This window comes from Faecalibacterium sp. i25-0019-C1 (assembly GCF_042854225.1).
GTDB classification, from domain to species: Bacteria; Bacillota; Clostridia; order Oscillospirales; family Ruminococcaceae; genus Faecalibacterium; species Faecalibacterium taiwanense.
On the sequence record NZ_AP031428.1, the window covers coordinates 2,160,090 to 2,186,766 of the forward strand.

Below are 26,677 nucleotides of genomic sequence, written 5' to 3' on the forward strand. Positions count from 1 at the left end.
TGAGAGCTTTTTCTTCAGCCTTCGTCTTTGCCATGGCGTTTTTCTCCAATCTGAAAATTACAAATTGCGGACAAAAAGGACGCATTGTTGTGGCAAGCAGTGCAAGCTGGTACCAACTTGCAATTTTTGAATCCGATTTCTAAAAATCAAATTCAAAATGCTTGTTGGGCTGTGCCCAAACCCCTTGTGTTCTGCATCCAGTGGATGCAGGCTGCACATTTTTGAAAAATGCTTTTTAATCTGAGTGCCGATGCCTGTGGTATCGGCACTTTTTGCACAGATGGATTCCCGGAAGCAGAAAATAGTGCTATGCAGCACATCCGGGATTGTGCTATACTTGATTTACATAAACTTGTTTGTCCTAAAAAGTTGGAGGTGTTCATGGCAACACGAACCATTTGTTTTCCCATATCCGGCTATCCCTATTGCAGAGAACAGCCGGTGACATTCACATGGATAAAAGGCAGCAAGCGGCAGAATATCCGTGCCGTCCATGATGCCGTCCATACAACAGACCCTGATGTTTCGATTCTGGAAGTCAGCTCTGCATCCGTTCAGCCGGAGGGTGAAGCTGTTTCTTCTCTGCGGCTTTTGCTGCATCTGGATTCTGTTGCGCAGGATGTACCCATCAGCACGGTTTTTGAAGCCACCAAAGTGTTTGAACATGGTGGGCCATTCGCTGACCTTCTGACCTGTGAGCCACCCAAAGTCCATAAGGACACTCGGCTGCGAACCAGTGGAGAGCTGCTACGTTACTCTCTGGAAGGAAACGAGTATCCGACAGAGCCGTACATGGATTCGTTCTTTGAGTGGCTCTACTGCCGTGCGTTGAAGCAGTTCCCGGAAAAGGCGGAGCCGCTGAGCAGATATAATGCTTTTTCTGATATTGCTGCCGCAGCGGATTCTAAAAAGTATTATGGCGATTCCTCACGGGCGGCTGCGATTTATGTGGGACTTGCAGCGGCAGGAAAACTTTCGTGCATCGATTCCTATGAATTATTTATTGCTGAGGTCTATACGGAGCCGAAACCTTTGCCCAAGTCTGGAAAATCTGAGGCTGCTTCAAAAATGACACCCGAAGTTTCTGCACCAGCAAAGGAGACTCCGGCAGACGAATTGCCGCAGCCCGATAACGCAAATGCGGAAGTGATTCCGGACGCTGCGCAGATGGAGCATATCCTTGAGCTGCCCAAAGCGACCTGTCTGCTTCTCTCTTTGGCAAAAAATGCTGGCCTTTCTGCAAATAGTTCCAGTGAGCTGACATATAAGGGAAAGGAATTCCTTCTTGACGCTTATCAGATAGCGCTGAAAAATAAAACGCTCCAAATCAATATCCAAAAGAACAAAATCACATTTCCGATGGAGGAACCGGACAGCGGATTTCATGCAGTTGGTGTGTTGACCCGTTCGCCTGCTTGGGAATACGGATGGAAGTTTAACTATCTGACTGAGAATACATCCGGTGCAGAAAAGTCCGAAGTTAAAGAAAAAATCCCTCCGAAGCCTTTGACCGCATTGGAGCATCTGGAACGCTGTGGGTATAGAATCGTTCAGCAGGTCGTACCGAAAAAACTTCCGCCGATTGCCGTTCAGCGGATGGCATGGAAAACAGGCGAAGCTCTTTGCGACCCGGTAGTGGTGGATTTCTTGCAGTTTATTCGGACACATATGCAGAGTGACGGCTCTTTTTCGTTTCGTATCCCAAAGGGTACTTCCAAGAATTCGTTTGCCACACTTTCGGAAATCGCTCAGACGTGGGATAAAATGGGACTTTTTGCATCCATTGTGATCTATCCGCAGAATATCGTCTATGAGCTTGCGCAAAATGAGACTGTCCGGCATTTCCTGAGCGGGAAGTGGCTGGAACTTTTTGTGGAGCATCAGGTTCAGCAGATTTTGAATCGCTATCAGGAGGAGCAGGGTGCAGAAGTTTCGGTTTGCTCCAATGTGATTCTTTCAGAAGCGGCATCCGCAGGGAGCACGCATGAACTGGATGTCGTATTCTCCATCAACGGAAAATTCTTCTGGGTGGAAGCCAAATCGTCCAGCCGAAGTATTGATTATGGAAAATACGCTTCTCTATGCGAAAAGCTGAAAGTAACCTCCGACCGACTGCTTTTGGTCAACAGTGATTTGTCCGTTGAGGAGTGTGAAGGCGTTTCTTACTTCTGGAATTATCGTGTTGCAAATTGTGCAACGATCACGCAGGAACTGGAAAGCATGATTGCTAAACAAATTGAAATCACCGCTGCTCTGAGTACAGACTGAGTAATAAGCAAAAAAGCCCTGAGAACCCTGCCGGATAAGCGGCAAAGTTCTCAGGGCCGTATTGTTTTATCGGATCTGCTCGACTTGCTTGGAGTCCTTTTCCTCCGCAAAGAACAGTTCCACATTTTTCTGTGCTTTTACGATTTCCTGCATCTCATCCCGTGCCTTTCGGTACTCCGGGTAGAGTGCTTTTTTCATGGTGAGCAACGCAGAATACTCTGCATTCAGGTCTTTCACTTTGGGCAGCTTTTTCAGGCCGGATTCATTGAAAGCGGCTTTCGCCGTCTTATGCAGCGTGATTTCCTCCCGGTGTGCTTCCAGAAATTTGGAACTATACCCGGATTTGCGGTAGGCATCGTACACTGGCCGGGTCTTGGCGTAGTTGACGATGTGCGCACGGAGGACTGCAATCTCGGTCATACGTTGCTCTGCGGCCTTGATAGAATCGCCCAGTTCGTGATAGTGTGAAAGTGCAGCATCTGCAAGTTCCTTCAGCTCATCCGCACTGCTGATTTTCTGTTCCTGCAAAAAAAGCAACGTCTTGGACATTTCCTTCAGATTGTGCTTTTTCGCCCAGCGTTCGTAGCCGCCACCTTTGCCCTCGGCAAGTTTTGCTTGAATGTCAACCAGCAACTGGAACGGCTGCTCTTTGGGAGGTTGCTTCTGATGTGGGCGGTGTTCGGCTTTTCCGGCAATGACTGCTTTGATTTCATCCTCGCTGTACCCGGCACCCAGTGTCTTTAACCGGATAAAGCGTTTCTGCCGTGCGCCTTTAACGGAAGTGTATTTGCCGCGTTTGATTTCATAGCCCTGCTGTTCCAGCTTTTGCAGAAAATCTTCGTAGTCGGTGGGCTTCTGCTGCAAAATTTCGTCGATGACACCGCACAGTCGGTCGCGGTTGCTTTCCCTTGGCGGGTAAGTGATACGCTTCTGCCGCTCCCGATAAGGCTTCTTTTCAATTACGGAAAGCTGATGCTCCAGACAAATCAGGTCGCTTAACCGCTGCACTGCCAGCCCGGAAAAGAAAAAATCCCGAAATTTCCGGGTACCATCCAAAGCGGTCGAATTAAAGATAATGTGATTGTGGATATGCTCCCGGTCGGTATGAGTGGCAACGATAAAAGCGTGTTTGCCTTTCAGAAAGCGGGAGGCCAATTCGTAGCCAACTTGATTTGCTTCCTCTGCTGTGATTTCGCCGGGTCGGAAGGATTGCCGTATCTGATAGGCGATGACATTGCTTTTCTGGCTGCGCCCGGTGGCTTGCTCGTATAGCTTTTTTGTGAGCATGAACTCCTCATCCACGGTAAGCGGGCTGCATTGATAGCTGCTGACAAGTTCGCCCCTTTCAGTCTTGTCGGGATTCTGCGCATAATCAGTGCGGTCTTTCAGGCAGGCGGCGATAGATTTTCCTTTGTGCTGATGCAGTGCAATCAGACGAGTAGCAGCCAGAGCAAATCACCCCCTAAATGAAAAAGCCGCCCGAAGGCGGCAAAAGATTCAAAATCAAATCACGTCCCGGAGCCAACCGCTGAATCGTTCAACGCCCGCCACCATCGCAGTTGCGCTGACAAAAAGAACAAAGCAGAGAAATTCAGCAACCAGCAGAATCAAAAACTGATCCCAAGTCTGGCGGTAGACGGTGTAGATGCCGCAGCCAAAGATATACAGCATCAACGGCGCGACAACATAGCTGGACAGAGTGAGCAGCCACTTTGCCATCAGAGCCAGAAAAGCCACAAACAGAGAGACCGGGGCAAGCACCATTTTGAACAGAAACCTCATATCGAACACCATCCTTCCTTTTTCCGCCCCAATTATAAAGGTATCGGCTACTGCCTTGCAAGGATGTCAACCGTTATGTAAGCCCGCAGTCCTCCTGCTGCGGGATTTTTTTAGAGTTCCGAAAGTTTGGCGAGAAGTTGCTTGCCGATAGCTATCAGCTCATCCAACCGACTACGCAAGTCCTCTAAATCGGCGGCATAGAGCTGCCCGCTTTCATTGGCCCGTTTCGCCACCTGATTCAGGTTGTTGCTGCAATTCTGAAGAAGGTACGCCATCCGACGCAGCTGTGGTAAATCAAGATTCAGGCAGTAACCATCCAGAGCCATTTTTCGCAGATAAGAGCCAATGCTCAAAATACCGCAACTTTCCATCTTCTGACGAATGCGTTCCAGTTCGACTTTGCTGACACGAAAATGGATCTGCTGGTCACGGTGCTCCGTCACCGGGCATCACCATCCTTATCCAAGTAAGATTTGAATGGTCGGACAGGCTCCACTTTATCAGCCTTTTCTTCCAGAGCTGCCAGCACAGAGGGGCGGGCATCCGGCTTTTCTTCCGCTTCGGGTTCTGTCCGGCTGGACTGATGCTCCATGTTCAACAGCGCATCCAATTCTGCAAGGCGGGCAGATTTGGTTTGCAGTTCTTCCTCCTGCGCAAACGGCTTGGCGATTTCAACCTCTGCGGCCTGCTTCTGCTGTTCCAGAGAATCCAGTGCGGCATCAGCATCGGCAATGCGGTCGGCAAAATTGCCGATGGCATTGTCCAGACGGACGATGTTGCCGCGAGGGTCATCGCCCAGCGGTACCGGATAACTCAGCTCGCCGCGGAGAACGATTTGATGCTCATTCTTGAAACTGTCAAAGCGAATGTTCAGCTCAAAGCCGCGATAGGTGCCCAGCAGCATCATATCCGCATTCGGCATCTCCTTGCAGGCGAGCATCAGCCGCTCACCAGCTGCTTTTTTCTCATCGAACACCATGCCCTTGATCGTCATGCCGCAGAAGTTCTCCTTATCCTGCGGGTGTGCGTCTGCGATTTGGGCATCGTTTTTCAGAGCCGCAATACGGTTCTTCGCTTTCTGAATTTCCTCCGGGTAATGCTTGAGCAGCTTATCTTCCAGACGATATTTCTGGTTCTGGTAATCCGAGCGCAGCACCTTGAGCTTTGCTACCTGCACATCCAGATCCATCTTTTCCCGGATGCGCGGGTCGCCTGCGCATAGGGCCTTGACCTCGGCATACGAAAGAGCCTGCTCATCCACATCATCACAGGAGCGCATCGGAGATTTGCTCGTCATGATCTGCGAAATAAACTTCTGCTTGTTTTCCAGCGTTTGCCAGAGGTAGGCATCGAATGTCCCCTCCGTGACGTAATTATAGACGTAAACTTGTTTGTTTTTGTTGCCCTGACGGATGATTCGGCCGTTGCGTTGGGTCATATCGGACGGTCGCCAGCCTACATCCAGATGATGCACGGCCACCAGCAGGGTCTGGACATTGGTGCCTGCGCCCATCTTTGCAGTGCTGCCCAGCAGGACACGCACCTTGCCGCTGCGGACTTTGGAGAACAAATCCGCTTTCTTACCTTCAGTATCAGCGTTGTGGATGAACTCGACCTCCGATTCCGGCACCCCGGCGGCAAGCAGCTTTGTGCGAATATCATCGTAGACATTGAACGAGCCGTCTCCCTTGGGCGTGGACATATCGCAGAAAATCAGCTGCGTCAGATTATCCTCTTTGGTTTCGTTCCAGATACGCAGAACATTGTCGACGCAGGCATTCAGCTTGCTGTCCGGGTCATCCGGGGTGAGCGGATTCATCAGCCGCTGGTCAAGGCCGATTTTACGTCCGTCCGAGGTGATCTTCAGCATATTGTCCACCGAGGGGTCAACCGCACCGCTATGCACCTCAGCAGCACGTTCGCTCAGGGATTTCACCATGTCCTGCTGGATTTCCGAGGGTTTGACCACGACAGTTTCAAACTTGGCTTCCGGAACAGGCAGATGCAACTGGTCGGAAGTCTTGATGTCCGCTGCCTCCTTGAACATATTCATCAGCTCCGGCAGGTTAAAGAACTTGGCAAAACGTGTGCGCGCACGGTAGCCGGTTCCTTCCGGCGCAAGCTCAATGGCCGTGGTGGTCTCGCCAAACGTAGAAGCCCATGCATCAAAGTGGGTCAGTTGTTTCTGCTGGAGAGTGCTGTACTGCAAATAGCGCATCAGGGTGTACATTTCCGTCATGGAGTTGCTGATGGGCGTTCCCGTTGCGAAAATCACGCCGCGCCCGCCAGTCACTTCATCCAGATAACGACACTTGCCGAACATATCGCTGGACTTCTGTGCTTCGGAGGTAGAAAGGCCAGCAACATTGCGCATCTTGGTGTAAAGATATAGGTTCTTGTAGTTCTGGCTCTCGTCCACAAATAACCTATCTACGCCTAATTGTTCAAATGTGACCACATCATCCTTGCGGTCGGTGGACTGTAGCTTTTTCAGTTTCACCTCCAGTGTTTTCCGTGTCTTTTCCATCTGTTTCACGGTAAAATGCTCACCGGACTGTTCTTTGGCCTCTGCAATGGCATTTTCGATTTCCTCGATCTGATCTTCGATGATCCGTGCCTGCCGTTCCGCAGAAAGAGGGATTTTCTCAAACTGCGAGTGGCCGATAATGACGGCATCGTAGTCGCCGGTTGCGATGCGGGCGCAAAAACGCTTTCGATTGGCGGGTTCAAAGTCTTTCTTGCTGGTAACGAGCAGCTTTGCATTGGGGTATAGCCGCAGGAACTCGCTGGCCCACTGCTCGGTCAGATGGTTGGGCACCACGAACAGGCTTTTCTGACACAGGCCCAAACGCTTAGATTCCATTGCCGAAGCTGCCATCTCAAAACTTTTGCCGGCACCCACCTCGTGGGCGAGCAGGGTGTTCCCACCATAAAGCACATGAGCAACTGCATTGCGCTGATGTTCCCGCAGATTGATCTCCGGGTTCATACCGACAAAATGGATATGGCTTCCGTCATACTCGCGGGGCCGGGTACTATTGAACAACTCGTTATACTGCTTCACCAGCAGATTCCGCCGCTGCGGGTCTTGCCAAACCCAGCCTGCAAAGGTATCCTTGATGGCCTGCTGCTTCTGCTGGGCAAGCATCGTCTCCTTCTGGTTCAGGACACGCCGCTCTTTACCATCCTCCTCAATGGTATCATAAATGCGGCAGTCCCGCAAATTCAAGGTGTCCTCCAAAATCTTGTAGGCGTTGGCCCGATGGGTGCCGTAGGTTTCGGTGGACATGATATCATACATTCCGGCGGCAGATTTGTTGCCGATGCGCCATTCGGACGTAAATGGAGAGTAGCGGACTTGGATCAGGTTGTTATAGCGGATGCGGTAGGGCGGCTGAAAAGTCTCCATCATAAACTGCTGCACAATGGCGGGATTCAGCCATGTGGCACCCAGTCGGATGTCGATTTCTGATGCTTCAAGGTCCTTCGGCTGCGCTTTGGTCAAAGCCTCCACATTGATCTTGAACTCCGGGTGGCTTTCAGCGGCAAGCTGAGCCATGCGCAGTTTATTCCGCACATTGCCGGAAAGATACTCGTCCGCAGTCTGCCAGCCTGCTTCCGGATCATCTGCATAAGGAGCAAATCGACATGAAAAAGATGACCCGAAATGAATTCCTTAAAATGGCTGGAACGAGTGCTGCGTTGGTTGTTTTCAACACAGTTTTGATGCCTGCTGCTGTTGCAGTTGAACCAGGCGTTGTAGCACTTTCTTCCAAAAAATCTAGTATCGAAATTGATAAAGGAACAACTGTAAACTCTGCAACATTCAAACTTGTCCCAATTTCTCGCGAAACCTTCTGGGGCGATGCTGGTTCATGTACACTTGATTATCTGTCTGAAGGGTATATCCAATGGACGATTACCGTTCCGGGTGCAGTAATTGTTTCCTTTGAAGGTAACCTGCATTTCAATAAACTTGGTACACCCTTTGGAACCTTTGATCATGCCATTTCTGCATACGGCACAATCGGTACGGAAGATGTAAAATATGGACTCTCTAAAGGAAAATGGGAGGTTGAGTTTACTGGAATTGCTACTGCGGCTAACGGCGATATGTATAGTGTCGTTGATGGCGCAACATTAGCTTTCAGTGTCACCAAATGATTCTGCCATATAATCTACGTATTTGATTTTTACAAAATAGCTTATCACATAGAACAAGCCCCACCTGCAGTAGATTCTTCGATTTGGAATATCTATTGTAGGTGGGGCTTTTAGATAAATTTATTTATTCAAGTTTGCCTTTATGTCTTTAAGGAGTTTTTATAGAGAGATAGCTTAAAAAACGATGATATCACAATTGCTGGATTTCTTGTTCGGCCAACCAAGCGAGTTTATTCCAGTTGTTTACACGACACCGTTTGCCGATAAATTCCAATATTTTTTTGTGAGTTTCTTTTGGCAGAGTATCGCCATTATGACATGCAAGAAATGTAAAAGGTTTAGGGATGTCTTCTTTTTTATCGGCCAATAATAAAATATATCCGATATACTTTCCCTGTTCAGATATCACATAAAATTCAGGTAGACAGTTTTCTTTACTGCTCTGAACAATTTCTTTAAAAATGTCTAATGGTATTTTTTGGGGAACAGCAGAGGCATAGACGTATTGAATGGCATTATCTTCATTTTTCAACCATGTAATCTCCATACTTATCTTCTTTTCCTTTTTGCAAACACAGTTAAAGCATTAAATATATTGTTATTATACCACATTTGTTGTGTGTTGGACTATGATTTGAAATTATTTGGCATTTTAACCAGTTTATCAAATGACTTATTGTGCGAGTAAGAGAATTTTAATCATAATCATTCGCTTGACCAATTTGTAACACAAAATACGTTACAATGATTTTCGGCGGTAGCCATGAAAAAACGATGACACTCAATCCTCCGTGTCAACCCCACTGTAAAGTAGCGGGTTGAGGATGTTCTGAGGCAGTTGGGCATCCTGTTGGCGACGGCAGAGCCATCCGTGAACCGGGCTTCCACTCGGTTGGTGTCTATGTTGTAGCGGAAGGAAAGCAGTTTTTGAGAGTGATTATGGTCGAAATTCTGATTTCGTTTCATTTGAATAGCTCCTTTAATGATTTTGAAATTTGATTTTTGACGAGATGAGGTCTCTTTTTTCTTTCTCTTGAGTCACCTAACCGCACTACCCTGCATCGCAACTGTTCACGATGCTGCCCACATCCGGGCGGTGCATGAGCTTTTGCAGGATGCCAAACTGTTTTTGGGTAGACGCAGACACCAGATACTGCCACCTTTCCGGCAGGATGGGCAAATCTGCAATGCTCCACTTGACGTATTTGGCATCGTAAACATTGGGCGGGGCCAACTCTACCAGATGACCGATACACCAACAGACGAGATAGCCGTTGCCCTCAAGATAGCCGTCCTGACGGCTGGTGGCACCGAGGACTTTAGCGTAAGCCATGGCAACGGACGGTTTTTCTGCTACGATCAATTTTGCGATAAATATCCCTCCATTCTGTTTCGGATTGCAATATGTAAGGCGGCAGACCGCCGCCTTAAAATCAGATAGGTTCGGTATCTTCTTCGCCTGTCTCCTCCGGCTCGTCCTCGGTGGGAATCTCAAAATCGCCCTTGTCCTCGGTATAACCTGCATCGGGGTCGAGGGCTTCTTTTTCTGCATGTTTCTTGTTTTTCTGCTGGACATAGAAATAGAAGCCGCCGCCTGCCGCCAGTGCGATCAGCACGACCACGCCCAGAAAGCCGGACGCGATCTTTGTGACCTTGTTTTCCTTGGGCTGTTCCGTGCCGGATGCCGCCGCTTCTTCTGCGGCTTTCTTGGCTTCTTCCTCAGCTTTCAGCCTGTCCTGCTCTGCCTGCGCCGCCGCTTCTTTTTCAGCAGTGTAGACATCGGCATCTTCTTCCTCCATCAGTGCCAGCAGGTCGGCCTCGTCCACCAGATTCATAAAGTGGACGGTCTGCTGCCCCTTGGCGTTGCGGTCGATGACCAAGTAGAAGGTGTTGCCCGATTTGCTGACTAACGTGATAAACTGCTGACCACTGCCATCGGAATAGTTAGTGTGGTAATCATCCACCAGCGTCAGGTTGCCCTCCGGCGTCAGGGCACCGGATTCCTCGTCGGTCACGGTAACGGCATCCGACTCATCAGGAGTGGCAGTCAGGACAGGCTGCTCCACTTCCTCCACAGGCTCACCGCCATAGGCAAAAGCAGGAGCTGCCATGCCAGCGCACAGTGCCACCGACAGCACCAGCGCACAAACCTTATTCATCATCTTCATTATCGGGGTCCTCCTTATCAATGGTAGCACCGACTGCGGACAGCGCAGCCGGGTTCGGGGTAGTGTTTGTAGACTGCCGCAGCAGCGCAGCCAGCTGTTCCGGCGTGACCTTTGCCGTCCGAACCATCTCGTTCACTTCGGCGGCTTCCGCTTCCTGAATCCGCCGCTCAAGGCTTTCGATGCGGTTGTTGATCTTGATGCGCCGCTCCTTCTCTTTTTCCAGAGAAGCACGCAGCTTATCGAGTTTTTCGCTCATACTTTCCTCCAATCATTTTGAGAGCCGCCCAAAACCGGACAGATATTTCTGCCAGTAGGACGAATGAATATCGGCATACTTTATGGGGTCGCCAGCGGACACCATCATGCCGTTGCCGAGGTAGATTCCCACATGACTTTTCCCCGGCGTATCATACGTTCCTTCAAAGAAAACAAGATCACCGGGTTTTGCTTCGGCTTCGGAAATGTGCTGGCTCTTATTCCACAGGCCATTGGCGGTGGTGCGCCCCACATTGTAACCGTTCTGGTTGTAGACCCAACAGACATAGCCGCTGCAATCGAACCCGGTTTCCGGGGTAGAGCCGCCCCAGACGTAAGGCGTGCCCACATACTTTTGGGCTTCCTTGTAGATGGCGGCGAACTCCTCATCAGTCAGGGCTTCTGCAGGAACGGTATAGTCGATTCCGGGTGTGCCAGAGCCATCGGAACCGCCAGCAGGCAGACCACCTTTGAACAGGTACGGTCTGCCACCTTTGGTATCTTGAAAAATCTCATACCGCTTCCACTGATCTTCCGTCAACTCTTCCCGGATAACAACTTCCAGCCCTCGATTCTCTAATTTGGTGTGGAAGATCTTATACTGGTAAGGCACCTGTGTGGTGTAGGGTATACCTGTAAAAATATCAATCATCACTACCGTGCGGTACCGGGTCTGGACTTCCACCCATGTGGTCAGCTTGTACTGCTTTTTGAAGGTCTCCTTCAACTTGCCCTGCACCTCGCTGCGGGTGTAGTCATCGTACAAAGTGGTCAGGAACGAAGTGAGCTGCCACGGGTCATGAGTAATCTCATCCAGATGATATTGATACTCGTCATATCCGGGATGGTCGGTGGGAGTGCGCTTGATCTTTTTATCAAGATCTTTCTCTAACTTTTTGTAGTCCGTTTCTGCACCTTTAATGTCCCGGTCTTCGGCGGTATAGATGGTCTGGCCGCTGACCTGCGTGGTACCACTGAACAGGATGGAACAGGACGAAAATGCCGACATGACCAGTAGCAGGAGTAAAAGAAAAACGCCCACGATCACCAGAACGTGTGCGTTGCTCTTTGCAAAATTGGCAATCCCGTTGACTGCGGTACTGACCACCGATCTTCCTTTGTCGATGATCTGCTCCATACCGGACTTTGCAGCGGTGGTGCCATTGGATACCGTTTTACCGCCTGCGGTCTGTGCCGCTGTACCCGAATGGGCGGCGGCATAGTAGCTTTGCCGGATGTCCTGCTTCTGCCGCCACCGGGAAAGCCAGTTGGAACTGCCCTCGCCGGTGCCGGATGCGCCTGCATCTTGTGCTGCAGTCGGCTTCTGCGGGGAAGATTTTGCGGTTTTGGCCCCCTTCTTGCCCTGCATTTTGGCTTTCTTTTTCAGCTTCCGGGCATAGATGCTCTTGGAAATATCCCGGACATTTCCTGCTGCCTTTTCGCCCTCGCTTAAAGCCTGCGTGCCCACATTATCGTCCTCGTACTGGTCAACCTCCCGATGCACCGCAGATTGGGCGGCAGCAGCGGCATACATGGCACGTTTCTGCTGTTTGGTCATGCGGGATGCTTCATCGGGGGTGATTTCGGCCTTGCCGAAACGCAGGTGCTGGGATTTTTCCACTGCTTTGTCTGCATCCAGTTTCAGCTTTTTCTTTTTGGGCACCGACTGCTCCACCTTGGATTTTTTCGGCGGGGAGCGCGTGGCCGTGCGCTCCTTATCCTCCTCAAATTTCAGCTTCGGCTGATTCTCACTCATGCTTTTCCGCCCCCGTTACCTCGGACAATTTGGTGGTCATGATCTTATACAGTTCCAGATCATGCGGGAAGTGGTCAACAAAGGGCAGAATTGTGTTGCCGTAGAACAGCAGACCTTCACCGGAACCGCTGTGCGTAACGTAGGACAACTGGTGGGGCGAGATGTTCAGCTGCTTGGCAAGAATCTGTCGGTCACCATTGGCCTGATTCAGCATGATAATCATATCCGAATTTTCAAAAATGTTCGACACTTCGGGGCTGGACAGCAAATCTTTGCAATTCTGGGTCAGGCCGGTGGGGATGCCGCCCCATTTGCGGAAACGCTTCCAGATCTCCACGGAATACGCCGCAGTCTGTTCCTCTTTCAGCAAGAGGTGAAACTCATCGACAAAATACCGGGTGGATTTTCCGGCTTCACGGTTGGCGGTCACGCGCCCCCACACGGCATCCTGCACGATGAGCATCCCCAGCTTTTTGAGCTGCTTGCCAAGCTGTTTGATGTCAAAACAGACGATACGGTTGTGGATATCCACGTTGGTGTGGTGGTTGAAAATGTTCAAACTGCCCTTGACGTAGATTTCCAGCGCAGCCGCCACATGGCGGGCTTCCGGTTCATCCTGCGTCAGCAGTGCGTTGTACAGATCTTCCAGCAAGGGCATATTTTCCGGGAGGGGATTCTCGAAATACTTGCGGTAGATCACATGGACGCAGCGGTCAATGACCGTCTTTTCCACCGGCTGCAAGCCCTCTTTGCCGCCGACCACCAGTTCGCACAGGGACAGCACAAAGTCAGCTTTCAAAGCCAGAGGGTTATCCTCTTCCGAGTAGTTGCTGTTGATGTCCATGGGGTTGATATACTGGGTACTGGCAGGGCTGATGTGGATGACCTGCCCATGCAGACGCTCCACCAGCGGAGCGTACTCCGCTTCCGGGTCGCAGATGATAATATCATCATCTGTCACCAGAAACGCATTGCAGATCTCACGCTTTGCGCTGAAGGACTTGCCAGAACCGGGAGTGCCGAGGATAAGCCCATTGGGATTTTTCAGCTTCTTGCGGTCAACCATGATAAGGTTATTGGACAAGGCATTCAAGCCGTAGTACAGCGATTCTTTTCCGCTCTGGTACAATTCCTGCGTGGTAAAGGGGATGAAGATGGCAGTGCTGCTGGTGGTCAGTCCCCGCTGAATCTCGATCTGGCAATCCGCCAGCGGCAGGCTGCTCATCAAGCCCTGCTCCTGCTGGAAATCCAGCCGACAGAGATTGCAGTTGTGCTTCTGGGCGATGCTGGATGCCTGAAAAACATTGTTTTCCAGTTCCTGTTCAGTCCTGCCGGTGTTCAGAACCAGAAAGGTGACGAGGAACATCCGCTCGTTCTGGCTCTGCAATTCTTTCAGCAGGGCTTTTGCATCTCTGCCATAGGTTGCCAAATCCGACGGAATGATGTCGATATCATATCCGGCGCGGATGGCTTTCTTCTGCTCCTCGATCTTTGATCTATCAAGTTCCGTGATGGTGCGCTTGACCGTTTTGATGGCACGGTTCTGGTCAACGGACTGGATGTGCATGGTGACGATCTGGCTGGAATCCATGTCCAGAAAATCCTTCAAAAGCTGGTCGCTGATGTCGGAAGCCGTGATGCTCAGAAAGCTGGCGGCGCAATAGATGCCGCCCATCTGGAACGTCCGGGAGTTTTTGAAGGCAAAGGCGGTGGGCGCAATGGCATCCTTTACCGAAAGGCCGCTTTTCACAAGGTCTTTCCAGTCAAAATGAAATTTGCTGGCACCGTCCATGTTGAACATATCGTGCATAAGTTTCAGCCGCTGGACACCATTCAGGGGCTTTGCCTGCACACCCAGCCGATGGAAATTGTTCAGCAGGTCATTCTGAATGTGGTCGAGCCGGGGCTTGACCTGCGCCATGCTTTCGCCCTCCACACCGAAGGTGATGAACTTGGTCTTGGTCAGACCATTATTGCCCTTGGCAAGCTGCTGGCGCAGCATCTGGGAATACTCCGCACGAACATCGTCAAAGCCGTCCTTCTGGAACGGAATGCGGATGCTCTTTTCAAACTCGGTGCTGTCAGTCGCCATATTCACAAAGGACAGCTCAAATTTGATGGAGCTATCGAAGAAATTCAGAAAACTGCACCATTCTTCAAAAATGGCGGTCTTGTCCTCCTGCTGGGCGAGCTGATAATTGATGTCCTGATACTGGATGGTACGGGTGTAGTAGTTGGGCTTCACCCGACAGGTACCATCCTCAAACATTCGCTGCATGGGGATGCCTGACGAATCAAAGTGTCGATCTGCTTTCCATAGTTGGTGCGGCTGTCCGTCATGGTGAGCAGGATGCCCTCGATTTTCAGCTTCGGATTGATTTTCTGCCGGTGTACCTTACAGATTGTCTGCAAAAGCTGCTCCAGACCTTTGGCAGAAAGATATTGAGCCTGTACGGGTATCAAAGCAGTGTCTGCCGCCGCCAGCGCGTTAATGGTCAGCATCCCAAGGGAGGGAGTGCAGTCCAACAGAATATAGTCATAGTCCTGCTTTGCACTGTCCAAGACTTGCTTCAGCATTTTTTCCCGGCTCATGGTATTGACAAGGGCAACTTCCAGCCCTGCCAGCTCAATGTTGGCCGGGATGAGGTCTACACCCTCTGCATGGTGCAGCACACCTTCACCGGGCGGAATGCACTGGTCGTTCATGGCTTTCTGCATCAGGGTAGAAAGAGTAACGGGCAGTTCGTCCGGCTTCTGCCAGCCCATACTAATGGTGAGTGAACCCTGCGGGTCAGCGTCTACAAGTAGGACCTTCTTACCCTCGGCGGCAAGACCGACACCCAAGTTTTCACAGGTTGTTGTTTTGCCAGTGCCTCCCTTTTGGTTGACAATGGCAATCGTGGTTGCTTTTTTGGAAATTTTTATCACCCCCGTTTCGCTAAATCGTGGTTGGTCTGATTCTGATAGTAAAGCTGCATGGTGGTCGTTGCGTTGTACAGAGAAGCGAGCAGGTATTGCTTCATGTTCCTGATTGGGCTGCTGTTCTCTGCAAGGCACTTCAACACAAATTTGATGTGGTCAGCGTTCAGCTTCATAAACCGACTGCGTACCACCTCGGCGGGCTTATCGTCCCCAGCAATGTGCAGCAGCTTACGGTTGGTAGCGCAGGTGTCCACCAGCAAGTCTACGATCTGGTAGATAATGTCCTCGTCATCCGGGCAGAGCCGGAGCAAAAGGTCTATCTCCAAAGACTGAGAAAAATATTCTTCCAGTTGGGTGCGTTTGCTCATCCCATCCGCTTCTTCAGAATAGAATGGATCAGTCTCACTCATTTCAGTATCATTCTCTTTAGTCTTATTACATCGTGATTTTGAAGGGTCTTGACTTGCGTTTTTGAAGCCTCCAGAATCGTGAAAATCACGATTCTGGAATATTGATTTTGACGATTCTGCCGAAAAGTTCTTCACATACACCAAACTTGGCTTTCCCAGACCTCTGCGTTTTCGTTCAATCAGACCAAACTTTTCGAGTTCCCGGAGCAGCTTGGTCGCTTTGTTGTCTGCGCAACACAACGCCCTCTTGACATCCTCTATCGTGAAGATAATGAACACCCGGTTCTGCTCGTCCAGCCAGCCGTTTTTCACAGACAGGCTCATGCGGTCCAGCAGGATGCCGTACAGGGTTTTTGCATCGGTGGACAGACTCTGGAACCGTGGCTCCTGAAAAAGAGCCTTGGGAATGCGGTAGAACGAAAACAGTTCTCCGGCTTGTCCGTAAAAGTAGTCAAGGGTCATGTGGCTTTTTCAACGTTTTGCTCCAGCTTGTGTTCAAAAAATCAACCGCCTTTCGTTTGAAAATAAAAAGCGCACTCTTTTCTTATTGAAAAGTGGTGCGCTATGTAATATAATGGCTATATAATTTAGCTATCCAAAAGATAGTCGATGAGATATTCTTTCGGAATCATGAAAGATCGTCCGACTTTCAGGCAGCGAATTCTATGTTGATGGATTCTTCTGATGATGGCAGTCTGGCTTTTGAAACCGAGTAAAGTTGTTGCTTCTTCGACAGACAGCACATCAGGATAGTTCACAAATAATTTTTTATAATACTCTTTTGCTTGATTTTGATTCATTATCCTTGACTTTCCTTTCGTTTTGTGCCTAAGCAGAGGAGCGTTTTGCCCTGCATCCCTCCTGAACATCCCTCCAATTTCCATTTGGGCGGTCCAAACCGAAAAAACAGAGTAGAGGAAAAACGCATCGAAAAATCGTGGATATTTCAAATTATTGTTCGTTGAGGCGTGAATTTTGCCTTTGCAGAGTGGGAACCAGATATCACTAGATATCACTGGATGACACCAGATGGAAGATGCGGATAAAAACTCAAAATCCCTTGTGCTAATAACACGTGTTGGTTCGACCCCCACCACCGACATAAAAGCCCATCAGGCATTCGCCCAATGCCGTTAAGTTAAGAGGCTAAAGAAAAATAGACTTCATCGAAAAGATGAGGTCTATTTTTTTTGAAAAAGATCAGAAACAAATTTTGCGCACCCTTTGCCGGATATGCCAAGGCCCCCACAGAACACGGGCTCTGCAGGGGCCTTGCGGGCAATATTTTTACAGCATTTTGACCGCCAGTGCTTCACTGGTGCGATCCTGTGCGGCGTTGGCATTTTCGGGGTCGTCCATGGTGTAGCGCAGCACCAGCACTTCAGCCACATACAGCAGCGCCACCTTGACCGGGATGTTGCCGGAGTCCAGCGGGCTTTCCTGCGCACCACACAGCAGCACGATATCCGCCAGCTTTGCGCCGGGCGAATCCTCATAATGGGTGAGCAGAATGATCTTTGCGCCCGCCGCCTTGGCCGCACGCAGCGTTTCCAGCATATCGCGGGTAGCGCCGGAATAGGAAACGAACAGCACCACATCCTCCGGGGTCATCAGGCTGGCCGTGATCAGCTGCATATGGCTGTCACCTGCCGTGCGGAACTTGGTGGAGATGCAGGCAAAGCGGGCGCAGATATCATTTGCAATATACATGCTGCCGCCCTGACCAAGGCAGTACACCTGCCGGGCCTTGTGCATCAGCTCCGAAGCCTTGTCCACCGCCTCCGGCGAAAGATTGTTCTGGGTGCCGTTGATAGTAGTCATCAGCAGGGCGCTGGCGTGCTCGCACAAAGTTGCCGTGTCGGCATCCGGCTCCGGCACATGCTGGTTGACCAGTGCACCGGTGGCGTTGGCCTGCGCCAGCGCAATGCGCATTTCATGATAGCCCTCAAACCCCAGCGCCCGGCAGAAGCGGAACACCGTTGCCTCTGCCACACAGCACTCCTTTGCCAGCGAGGAGATGGACAGATACTGTGCCTCTGCCGCGTGCTGCACAAGATAGTCCGCCACGGTGCGGCCCGATTTTGTCAGGTCACCCTGATGCTGCTGCAGCAGCTCCCAAAAATTCGTTGCCATTTTTCTTTTTCCTCTTTTCCGGCGCAGCAGTCTACCGACCCGGATCAGCTGCCGACCGTTTCATTCACCTTTGTAAAAAGTATAAAAGAATCGTCCCCGCTTCGCAAGAGACGCATTGCCCACATTTTGGCCCGCAGTTCTGTGCAGAGCACACAGTTTTGGCGGAAAAACCGGCCATTTTGTGAAAATATCTTTCAATTTTGCATTTTTGTTTAGAAAAACATTTTCACTATCGTTTTGGTGGGTTTGTACCATTTTGTAATAGTTTCAGAAGAGTAAAGCAAGATTTTCTTTGCATTTCAACATATATCCCACACTTTTGTGCACAATGCACACTGTCATTCTGAAAATTTATGAAAACCATGAATGGACAAAATGAAAATATTTTTCTATAATGGAGCCATCAAGAGCGGCCGCTGGCACGGCAGGCCGCCAACAACGTGAAGCATCTTGAATGCGAAGGAGAAACTACTATGAAAAACTGCATTTCCCGCCGTTCGTTCCTGAAGGCCGCTGGCATTCTGGGCGCAGCCGGCGCTCTGGCCGCATGCGGCGGCTCTTCTGCAAGCACCAGCACTGCTGCTTCCACCGCAGGTTCTACTGCTGCAAGCGCAGCTGCTTCTTCCACCAGCATCAAGCTGTGGACATACCCCATCGGCGGCTGGGGCAATGACGAGACCGTTCAGGGTCTGGTTTCCAGCTTCAACGCAAAGTATCCTGACATCAAGGTCACTGTGGAGTATCTGGACTACACCAACGGCGACGATCAGGTGAACACCGCCATCGAGGGTGGCAGCGCACCTGATCTGATCATGGAAGGTCCCGAGCGTCTGGTTGCAAACTGGGGCGCAAAGGGCGTTATGGCTCCGCTGAACGACCTGTGGACCGACGATGCCAAGAAGGACATTTACGAGTCCGTTGAGTCCGCCTGCAAGGACACTGCCGGCAACTACTACGAGTATCCCCTGTGCATGACCGCACACTGCATGGCCGTGAACATGACCAAAGTCAAGGAAGTGGGCGCTGACCAGTACATTGATACCGACAAGCATACCTGGAGCACCGACGGCTTCCTGAAGACCGTTGATGCCCTGTACAACGGCGGTTACGAGAACGTTGCAGCCATCTACTGCGCAGGTCAGGGCGGCGACCAGGGCACCCGCGCCATCATCAACAACATGTACGGCGGCACCTTTACCGATGCAGCCCACACCAAGTACACTGCCGACTCCGCCGAGAACATCAAGGCGATCCAGACCCTGCACGACACCAAGGGCATCAACTTTGACGCTTCCATCGCAGGCGGCGACGAGATCACCCTGTTCCGCAACGGCACCCTGCAGATGGCATTCTGCTGGAACATTGCACAGCAGGCCAACAGCGACAACAATGCCGCCGGTCTGACCAACGATGGCGACGAGATCTTCCCCATGGCCTTCCCCACCGACAGCGGCGACCCGAAGCTGTGCGGCGGCATCTGGGGCTTCGGCATCTTTGATAACGGCGACGAGGCCAAGATCGAAGCAGCCAGGACCTTCATCGACTTCATCGCTGCCGACCCCGATCAGGTCAAGGACAGTGTGCTGGCTTCCACCTACTTCCCGGTCCGCACCAGCGTGGGCGATATCTACGCCGACAACGAGATCATGAGCGAGTACAGCAAGTTCATGGCTTATCTGGGCGACTACTACCAGATCACTCCGGGCTGGGCAACCGCACGTACCGAGTGGTGGAACATGCTGCAGCGCGTCGGCTCCGGTGAGGATGTCGAGACTGCCGTCAAGACCTTTGTGGACAACGCAAACGCTGCCGCACAGGCATAAGCCCATCCACTCTGCCGGGGGCAGATAATTATTGACGCTTCGCCCCTTCCTCGAAGATCCCGACGAGGGAGGGGCTTTATTTGTAAAAAAAAAATCATAACCGAAAGGAACGGTGATTCTCTTGGCTGCAAAAACGGCGATCAAAGAGCCTAAGCGCAGCAGTGCGCTGGTACGGCGCGAGACCTTCGCTTCCTATTGCTTCCTGCTGCCCAGCCTGATCTTCTTCCTGGGCTTCGTCATTTACCCCATGGTGCTGTGCGTGGTGACCAGCTTCTTCGATTCCACCATGAACCGTGCCGACATCTTTGTGGGGCTTGCAAACTATAAGGAACTGTTCACAGACCCCATCTTTCTGGGTGCCTTAAAGAACACCTTCATCATCGTGGTGGTGTCTGTGCCCGTCACCTGCGCCTTCTCGCTGTGGGTCTCCTCTGCCATCGTAGACCTGCCCGAGTGGGCTACCAGCCTTTTCCGTTGCGTGTTCTACCTGCCCGTGGTCACCGGCTCCGTGGCTGTTACCGTGGTGTGGAAGTGGATGTACAACAACTACTACGGCATCTTCAACTATCTGGGCAAGACTCTGGGCCTCATTGACAAGAACATCAACTGGCTGGGCGATGAGCGCTTTGCTCTGGGCTGCATCATCCTGATCCTGCTCACCACCTCTGTGGGCCAGCCCATCGTGCTGTACGTTTCCGCTCTGGGCAATGTGGACCAGTCCATCGTGGAAGCCGCAGAAGTGGATGGTGCCACCGATTTCCAGTGTTTCTGGAAGATCAAGTGGCCCGCCATCATGCCCACCACCCTGTACATTCTGGTCATTACCACCATCAACTCCTTCCAGTGCTTTGCGCTGATCCAGCTGCTGACTTCCGGCGGCCCCAACCACAGCACCGATACCATCATGTACTACATCTACTACACCGCCTTCAAGCTGTACCGCTACGGCTACGGCAACGCAATGGGTGTTGTGCTGGCAGTCATCATCGCCATTCTGTCGGCTGTTCAGTTCAAGCTGGGCAACCAGGATAATTAAAGGAGGTGCCGGACAATGAGTGCAAATGCCGCTGCAAAAAAGCAAAAACCGTTGAAGCGTCACCCCAGCAAGCTCAAGAGAATGAGCGCCTACATGATCCTGACGCTGATCCTCATCAGCATCGTTGCGGTGCTGTTCGCCTTCCCTCTGTACTGGATCATCACCGGTTCCTTCAAGACCGGTGCCGCCATCAACGCCACCACCCCCGAATGGTGGCCCAGCCAGTGGGTGCTGACAAACTATCAGAAGCTGTTTTCCGGCAAGAGCGCCCCGCTGTGGCAGCTGGCTGTGCCCTTTGGCTCCAAGTTCAGCGCTAACGGCGAGCCCATCTACTTCTCGGTAGGCCCCACCGCTCCCGCTGCCATCCGCTGGATGATCAACACCGTGTTCATGGCCGTCATGTCCATGATCCTCACCTGCATCACAGCCGCCATGGCCGGCTATGCACTGGCAAAAAAGCGCTTTGTAGGCCGCAAGCTGCTGTTCACCCTCATCGTGTGTGCAATGGCTCTGCCCAAGCAGGTCATTCTGATTCCCCTGCTGCGCGAAATGAGCAGCCTGAACCTGTACAACACCATCTGGGCCGTCATCTTCCCCATCGTGGGCTGGCCCTTTGGTGTGTTCCTGATGAAGCAGTTCAGTGAGGGCATCCCCACTGAGATGCTGGAAGCGGCCCGCATCGACGGTGCAAGCGAGGCCAAGACCTTTATTGACATCGTGCTGCCCATGGTCAAGCCGGGCATCGGTGCACTGGCCATTTTTACCTTCATCAACAGCTGGAACGACTACTTCATGCAGTTGATCATGCTGTCCAGCACCAGCAACCTGACCATCTCGCTGGGCATTGCAAAGCTGCAGGCTGAGAACAGCACCGACTTTGGCCTGATCATGGCAGGTGCCGCACTGGCTGCTGTGCCTATCATCATCATCTTCCTCATTTTCCAGAAGTACTTTACCAAGGGCATCGCAATGGGTGCTGTTAAGGGCTAAAATCCCGACCGCCGCCTGCGGGCAAAGACTTCCCCCGGCCGGGGGAAGATGTCGCGCAGCGACAAAAAGGGGCATGCAGGGAGGGATTTTTGGCGCAGCGGTCTGCAAGACGCAAGGCCCGCCCAAGGGCCGAAGCGGATGCAGGGCACCGCAAGAGGGCGCTGATGCCGCTGCCCGGAACAGAAAGCGTACGAGCTTGATGCAAAACCATTTCATCTGTATTTATTACTATTTTTAAAGAAGGGTTTGGAACATGAAAGATATCAAAAAATATCAGGGTGTCATCCCCGCCTTTTACGCCTGCTACGACGCAGAGGGCAATATTTCCACCGAGGGTGTCAAGGCCCTTACCCGCCATCTGATCGCCAAAGGCGTCAAGGGCGTGTATGTAGGCGGCTCCTCCGGCGAGTGCATCTACCAGCACGTGGATGAGCGCAAGGCCGTTCTGGAAGCCGTGATGAGCGAAGCCAAGGGCAAGCTGACCGTCATTGCGCATGTCGGCTGCAACAATACCGCCGACAGCGTGGAGCTGGCCCGCCATGCCGAGAGCGTGGGCGTGGATGCCATTGCATCCATTCCTCCCATCTACTTCCACCTGCCGGAGTACGCCATTGCAAAGTACTGGAACGATATGTCCGCTGCTGCTCCCAACACCGAGTTCGTCATCTACAACATCCCGCAGCTGGCAGGCACCGGCCTGACCATGAGCCTGCTGAAGGAAATGCTCAAGAACCCCAATGTAGTGGCTGTGAAGAACAGCTCCATGCCCACGCAGGACATCCAGATGTTCAAGGATGCCGGTATCGCCGCCCGCGGCGAGGGGAATTTTGTGGTGTTCAACGGCCCCGATGAGCAGTTCGTTTCCGGCCGCGTCATCGGCGCAGACGGCGGCATCGGCGGCACCTACGCCGTCATGCCCGAGCTGTATCTGGCCATGAACGACCACATCAACAAGGGCGAGATCGAAGCCGCCCGCGCCATCCAGTACGATGCCGACCGCATCATCTACAAGATGTGCGAAGCCCACGGCAACCTGTACGCCGTGCAGAAGGAGATCCTGCGCCGGATGTACGGTCTGGAGCTGGGCGGCGTGCGTGAGCCGATGCCCGGCCTGATTCCGGAAGATGAAGCCATCGTGGCCGAAGCACAGGCCATGATCGAAGCTGCCATCGCAAAGCTGTAAAATTGAAGCAGCGTCCCTCTCCGTCTCTTTTCAGAGGGGAGAGCGGGCGCTTGTTTTTGGAGGGACGTTTTATGATCTGTGATACCCTGCAGCACCTGACGCGCTACAAGGGCCTTTGCAAAAATCTCGACACGGCCATTGATTACCTGCTGACCCACGACCCTGCCAGCCTGCCTCTGGGCCGCACCGAGGTGGATGGCGAGGAAGTATTCATCAACACGATGGATGCCACGCTCCATTCGGACGATGGCTACCACCCGGAATATCACAAAAAGTACGCCGACCTGCAGCTCGACATCACCGGCAGCGAGGGCTGGGGCTTTACCACAAATCCCGGCAGGGAGATCGGCGATTTTACCGGCGACTGCGGTTTTCAGGACAGCGCCAGTGTCGTGACCGGCACACTGGGCGAAGGACGCTTTGTGCTGTTCTTCCCCACGGAGCTGCACAAACCCGGCCTTGTACAGCACGGCTGCGTGGGCGTGCGCAAGGCTGTTGTAAAGATTCGGATGGAGGATTGAACGATGGATAAGGAAAAGCTGTTTGCTCAGATCAAGGGTGGTCTGATCGTCTCCTGTCAGGCACTGGAGACGGAGCCCCTGTACACGAAAGAAGGCGGCGTGATGCCGCTGATGGCAAAAGCCGCCGCCATGAGCGGTGCTGTGGGCATCCGTGCCAACACCGTGCGCGACATTACCCAGATCAAGCAGGTGGTGGATCTGCCGGTCATCGGCATCATCAAAAAGGACTACCCCGGCACGCCCATGTACATCACCGTTACCATGAAGGAAGTGGACGAGCTGGTGGAGTGCGGCGTGGACATTCTTGCCGTGCAGGGCACCGGTGCCCTTCGCCCGGACGGCTCCACCTCCGCCCAGTTCATCCGCACCATCAAGGCAAAGTATCCCGACCAGCTGGTGATGGCCGACTGCGACAACTTTGAGAACGCCATGGCCTGCGCCGAAGCCGGTGCCGACTTTGTGGGCACCACCATGCGCGGCTACACCCCGGAGACCAAGGGCATTGACGATATCGACTTTGATTTTGTCCATAAGCTGGCCGCAGAGTGCCCGGCAAAGGTCATTGCCGAGGGCCACATCCACTACCCGGAGCAGGCGGTCAAGGCGCTGGAAGCTGGTGCATTCGCACTGGTGGTGGGCGGTGCCATCACCCGCCCGGCAGAGATCACGGCCCGCTTTACCGGTGCCATCAACGCCGCAAAAAAGTAAAATGGAGTGTGCCGGATGAAACAGTATTTTGGCATTGATATCGGCGGCACAGCCGTCAAGCTGGGCATCGTGGATGAGACCGGCAGGGTGCTGCTCAAGGGCGAAGAGAGCGTCAGCTTTGACGGCTACCAGACGCCTGTTCTCACCACCGTGCGCAGGGCCGCAAAGGAGTTTTTGACCGCAAATTCCATCCCGGTGGAAAGTCTTGCGGGCATCGGCGTTTCGGCCACCGGTCAGATCGACAGCCGCAAGGGCATCGTAGCCGGTACCTGCGGCAACTTCCCCAATTACATCGGCAGCCCTATCAAGTCTGCGCTGGAAGAGGACTTCGGCCTGCCAGTCACAGTGGCCAACGACGCCAACTGCATGACACTGGGTGAAGTGTGGGTCGGCGCTGCACAGGGCTATACGGACGTGATCGGTGTGACCCTTGGCACCGGCGTGGGCGGCGGCATCCTGACCGGAGGCCATTTGTTAGAGGGCGCGCGGGGCCTTGGCGGTGAGCTGGGCCACTACCGCACCCATGCACTGGACGGTGTGGACTGTACCTGCGGCGCAAAGGGCTGCTGGGAACGCTACGCTGCCACCACCGCGCTGGTGCGCGCCGCACAGGAAAAGAGCCCCGATTGGAAGGATGGCCGCGCCATCTTTGCCGCAGCCGAAGCAGGCAACGAGACAGTTCTTGCCCTGCTGGACCACTGGACGGACGAGATCGCACAGGGCCTTGCAGGCATGGTGCACATCTTCAACCCGCAGCTCATTCTGATCGGCGGCGGCGTGAGCGCGCAGCAGAAACTGCTGATCGAACCCATTGCCGCAAAGGTGAAAGCATCGGTCATGCCCGCCTTTGCAGAGGGACTGGAAGTGCGCGCCGCTCAGCTGCACAACGATGCCGGTATGGTGGGCGCAGTGTACTACTTCCGGCAGACCATGGAAAAGGAGTAATCATATATGAAAACACATATCCTCTGTCTGGGCGATTCCAACACCCACGGCTACTGTGCCGACCCGAACGACTGCGCCGACCACGGCATCCGCTTCAATGAAGAGGAGCGCTGGACCTGCCGCCTGCAGAAGGCGCTGGGCGACGAATACCTTGTGACCGAAGAGGGACTTTCCGGCCGCACCACCGTATTTGTGGACCCCATCCACGAATCCATGGATGCCCTCAGCGTTATCTATGCCCTGCTCAAGAGCCATGAGGTCATCGACCTGCTCATCATCATGCTGGGCACGAACGATGTGAAGGAGCGCTTTGGTGCCAATGCCGCCTGCATTGCTGCGGGCATGGAGCGGCTGATCCTCAAAGCCAAGAGCGTGGACTGCTGGGGCACCAAGCAGCCCAACATTCTGGTGGTGGCACCTCCTCCCATCGGCGCAGGCTTCCACGACGCTGTGATGGGCGATGGCTGTGTGGAAAAATCTGCCGGTGTAGCCGGGCAGCTCCGCATCATCTGCGAGCGGCAGGGCGTGCACTTCCTCGATGCAAAGGACTGCGAGTTCAACAAGGTGGATTTCATGCACCTGACCCGCAAGGGCCACGCACAGCTGGCGGAGCTGCTGGCAAAAGAAGTACCGGGCCTGATCTGAGCAGAGCACGATTTTAAAAGCTCCGCTCTGAGCATCTTTAGCGGAATTATTATTTTTATTGGGTTCTCAAAAAGCCTGCGGGCTTTTTGAGAACTTTTTTTCACGAAATAGGGTCATAACCACAAACGGCATCAAACTCACAAGCAGCCTATATTTTATTTTTAATTTCCGTTTTGTTCATCTTGTAAAACATAGCAGAATCGGCTATACTTTCCGCAGAAAGAACCATTGAAAGGAACTGTGCCATGCCTGAACTTTTAAAAGCGCCTGTCACCCCTGCTCAGCAGGCAAGAGATACCCTTTTGGGTGCCCTTGTAGGCCTTGCAAGGGCCACCACCAACGAGCCCAAAACGGACGACACCGACGAGGTGCTGAACGCCGGTCTGCGCCTTGCCGCGCAGCCGGATGCACCGGAGGAAAGGCTGCAGCGGATGCTTGCCATCGTCCAGACTGAAAAGCACCGCGTTGCCCCGGGCTGCGCCACCTGTGCCATGCCCTGCGGCAACACGAACGATTACGATTTTGTCCGCCTGTGGGCTGCGCCCGAGAGTATCCGCACCCTCAAGCTGCAAATGCTTTCTGCCGCGTTTGCGCTGGCCCAAAAGCGCCCGCAGGGTCAGGCGCAGGCCGCCGTTTATCAGCTTCTGTTCACCCTTGCCGAGGACTGGGACGAGGAGCTTCTTGCCCCTGTTGTGCAACGCGCCAAGGAGCTTTGCCGGGAGTAAATCCGGGCCGGAAAGCCGCCGCTTTTACCCGCCGGGTTTGTAGCGGGAGCGTTCCCGGCGCAAACCAGAAAGGTCCGCCTTTTTTGCGTGTTTTTGTGGCAGTTCCGTAATACTGTTGCATCAAAATGCATTCCAGTGAGTTTCACACCCGATTTCCTGCCTTTTTCCGAAAGTTTTTTGCAAAAAAGACTTTACAAACCATTTCTAAAAACTTATTATATAAGTAATATATTTCATGGAGCC

Annotated in this window: 23 protein-coding genes and 3 pseudogenes; 11 read left to right on the plus strand and 15 right to left on the minus strand. The window is 52.6% G+C overall.

The features are described from left to right. Positions 1–381 precede the first annotated feature (381 nt). Complete coding sequence (locus ACGHUK_RS10730; protein WP_206671449.1) at positions 382–2,268, plus strand: DUF6977 family protein; 1,887 nt, start codon at positions 382–384, stop codon at positions 2,266–2,268. A 66-nt stretch (positions 2,269–2,334) separates the two neighbouring features. Here the strand turns inward: ACGHUK_RS10730 and ACGHUK_RS10735 are convergent, their stop codons facing one another. The 4 genes and pseudogenes from ACGHUK_RS10735 to ACGHUK_RS10750 all read right to left on the minus strand — a co-directional run. Continuing rightward, positions 2,335–3,717 carry a relaxase/mobilization nuclease domain-containing protein gene (locus tag ACGHUK_RS10735; RefSeq protein WP_154256552.1) on the minus strand — a complete coding sequence of 461 codons (1,383 nt, stop codon included), beginning with the start codon at positions 3,715–3,717 and terminating at the stop codon, positions 2,335–2,337. Positions 3,718–3,771: 54 nt separating this feature from the next. Then, positions 3,772–4,050 (minus strand): hypothetical protein, encoded by a 279-nt coding sequence (locus ACGHUK_RS10740; protein WP_120021073.1) that lies wholly within the window; start codon positions 4,048–4,050, stop codon positions 3,772–3,774. 110 nt (positions 4,051–4,160) lie between these two features. Beyond that, entirely contained in the window at positions 4,161–4,493 is a 333-nt protein-coding gene (locus ACGHUK_RS10745; protein WP_158388456.1) for a plasmid mobilization protein, read from the minus strand. After that, a pseudogene (locus ACGHUK_RS10750) lies at positions 4,490–7,681 on the minus strand (DEAD/DEAH box helicase family protein); the annotation flags it as partial. The gene ACGHUK_RS10745 and the pseudogene ACGHUK_RS10750, both read right to left, overlap by 4 nt. Positions 7,682–7,698: 17 nt before the next feature. Between ACGHUK_RS10750 and ACGHUK_RS10755 the strand changes: the two are divergent. Next, positions 7,699–8,214 (plus strand): hypothetical protein, encoded by a 516-nt coding sequence (locus tag ACGHUK_RS10755; protein WP_055187025.1) that lies wholly within the window; start codon positions 7,699–7,701, stop codon positions 8,212–8,214. A gap of 190 nt (positions 8,215–8,404) precedes the next feature. Here ACGHUK_RS10755 and ACGHUK_RS10760 read toward each other — a convergent pair whose 3' ends face one another. The 11 genes and pseudogenes from ACGHUK_RS10760 to ACGHUK_RS10810 form a co-directional block, all read right to left on the minus strand. Further along, entirely contained in the window at positions 8,405–8,761 is a 357-nt protein-coding gene (locus ACGHUK_RS10760; RefSeq protein WP_055187024.1) for a hypothetical protein, read from the minus strand. A gap of 158 nt (positions 8,762–8,919) precedes the next feature. Then, positions 8,920–9,180 (minus strand): DUF6061 family protein, encoded by a 261-nt coding sequence (locus ACGHUK_RS10765; protein ID WP_081028504.1) that lies wholly within the window; start codon positions 9,178–9,180, stop codon positions 8,920–8,922. An 88-nt stretch (positions 9,181–9,268) separates the two neighbouring features. Further along, positions 9,269–9,547 (minus strand): annotated as a pseudogene (locus ACGHUK_RS10770) (DNA topoisomerase); the annotation flags it as partial. 100 nt (positions 9,548–9,647) lie between these two features. Beyond that, positions 9,648–10,382, minus strand: coding sequence for a DUF4366 domain-containing protein (locus tag ACGHUK_RS10775; RefSeq protein WP_156061910.1), 735 nt, complete (start codon positions 10,380–10,382; stop codon positions 9,648–9,650). Further along, a complete protein-coding gene (locus ACGHUK_RS10780) occupies positions 10,366–10,638 on the minus strand; it encodes a DUF4315 family protein (protein WP_015565182.1) in 273 nt (90 codons plus the stop codon). Before ACGHUK_RS10780 ends, ACGHUK_RS10775 begins: the two co-directional genes overlap by 17 nt. 12 nt (positions 10,639–10,650) lie before the next feature. Beyond that, complete coding sequence (locus ACGHUK_RS10785; protein WP_015565183.1) at positions 10,651–12,393, minus strand: C40 family peptidase; 1,743 nt, start codon at positions 12,391–12,393, stop codon at positions 10,651–10,653. Beyond that, positions 12,386–14,671 carry a VirB4-like conjugal transfer ATPase, CD1110 family gene (locus tag ACGHUK_RS10790; protein ID WP_390574297.1) on the minus strand — a complete coding sequence of 762 codons (2,286 nt, stop codon included), beginning with the start codon at positions 14,669–14,671 and terminating at the stop codon, positions 12,386–12,388. The genes ACGHUK_RS10785 and ACGHUK_RS10790 overlap by 8 nt, the downstream gene beginning before the upstream one ends. A gap of 5 nt (positions 14,672–14,676) precedes the next feature. Beyond that, positions 14,677–15,318 (minus strand): annotated as a pseudogene (locus ACGHUK_RS10795) (ParA family protein); the annotation flags it as partial. Beyond that, entirely contained in the window at positions 15,318–16,187 is an 870-nt protein-coding gene (locus ACGHUK_RS10800) for a DUF6017 domain-containing protein (RefSeq protein WP_097791888.1), read from the minus strand. The pseudogene ACGHUK_RS10795 and the gene ACGHUK_RS10800, both read right to left, overlap by 1 nt. A gap of 125 nt (positions 16,188–16,312) precedes the next feature. Beyond that, entirely contained in the window at positions 16,313–16,828 is a 516-nt protein-coding gene (locus ACGHUK_RS10805) for a helix-turn-helix domain-containing protein (protein WP_390574298.1), read from the minus strand. A gap of 184 nt (positions 16,829–17,012) precedes the next feature. Then, on the minus strand, positions 17,013–17,858 hold the full coding sequence (locus tag ACGHUK_RS10810; RefSeq protein WP_097775097.1) for a MurR/RpiR family transcriptional regulator: 846 nt from the start codon (positions 17,856–17,858) through the stop codon (positions 17,013–17,015). A 473-nt stretch (positions 17,859–18,331) separates the two neighbouring features. Between ACGHUK_RS10810 and ACGHUK_RS10815 the strand changes: the two genes are divergently transcribed. From ACGHUK_RS10815 to ACGHUK_RS10855, 9 genes are all read left to right on the plus strand, one after another. Further along, positions 18,332–19,681: an ABC transporter substrate-binding protein gene (locus tag ACGHUK_RS10815; RefSeq protein ID WP_120080885.1), complete on the plus strand. Its 1,350-nt coding sequence runs from the start codon at positions 18,332–18,334 to the stop codon at positions 19,679–19,681. A 112-nt stretch (positions 19,682–19,793) separates the two neighbouring features. Then, a complete protein-coding gene (locus ACGHUK_RS10820) occupies positions 19,794–20,717 on the plus strand; it encodes a carbohydrate ABC transporter permease (protein ID WP_005944588.1) in 924 nt (307 codons plus the stop codon). Positions 20,718–20,732: 15 nt separating this feature from the next. After that, complete coding sequence (locus ACGHUK_RS10825) at positions 20,733–21,707, plus strand: carbohydrate ABC transporter permease (RefSeq protein ID WP_005944590.1); 975 nt, start codon at positions 20,733–20,735, stop codon at positions 21,705–21,707. 253 nt (positions 21,708–21,960) lie between these two features. Beyond that, positions 21,961–22,890 (plus strand): dihydrodipicolinate synthase family protein, encoded by a 930-nt coding sequence (locus tag ACGHUK_RS10830; protein ID WP_207698363.1) that lies wholly within the window; start codon positions 21,961–21,963, stop codon positions 22,888–22,890. A 71-nt stretch (positions 22,891–22,961) separates the two neighbouring features. Next, positions 22,962–23,411, plus strand: coding sequence for a YhcH/YjgK/YiaL family protein (locus tag ACGHUK_RS10835; RefSeq protein WP_005944594.1), 450 nt, complete (start codon positions 22,962–22,964; stop codon positions 23,409–23,411). A 3-nt stretch (positions 23,412–23,414) separates the two neighbouring features. Next, complete coding sequence (locus tag ACGHUK_RS10840; protein WP_207698364.1) at positions 23,415–24,119, plus strand: N-acetylmannosamine-6-phosphate 2-epimerase; 705 nt, start codon at positions 23,415–23,417, stop codon at positions 24,117–24,119. Positions 24,120–24,134: 15 nt separating this feature from the next. Continuing rightward, positions 24,135–25,064: an ROK family protein gene (locus ACGHUK_RS10845; RefSeq protein ID WP_207698365.1), complete on the plus strand. Its 930-nt coding sequence runs from the start codon at positions 24,135–24,137 to the stop codon at positions 25,062–25,064. A 6-nt stretch (positions 25,065–25,070) separates the two neighbouring features. Next, positions 25,071–25,709, plus strand: a complete 639-nt coding sequence (locus ACGHUK_RS10850) for a GDSL-type esterase/lipase family protein (protein ID WP_097775091.1) — start codon at positions 25,071–25,073, stop codon at positions 25,707–25,709. 245 nt (positions 25,710–25,954) lie between these two features. After that, positions 25,955–26,434 carry a hypothetical protein gene (locus ACGHUK_RS10855; RefSeq protein ID WP_390574299.1) on the plus strand — a complete coding sequence of 160 codons (480 nt, stop codon included), beginning with the start codon at positions 25,955–25,957 and terminating at the stop codon, positions 26,432–26,434. The last annotated feature ends 243 nt before the right edge of the window (positions 26,435–26,677 follow it).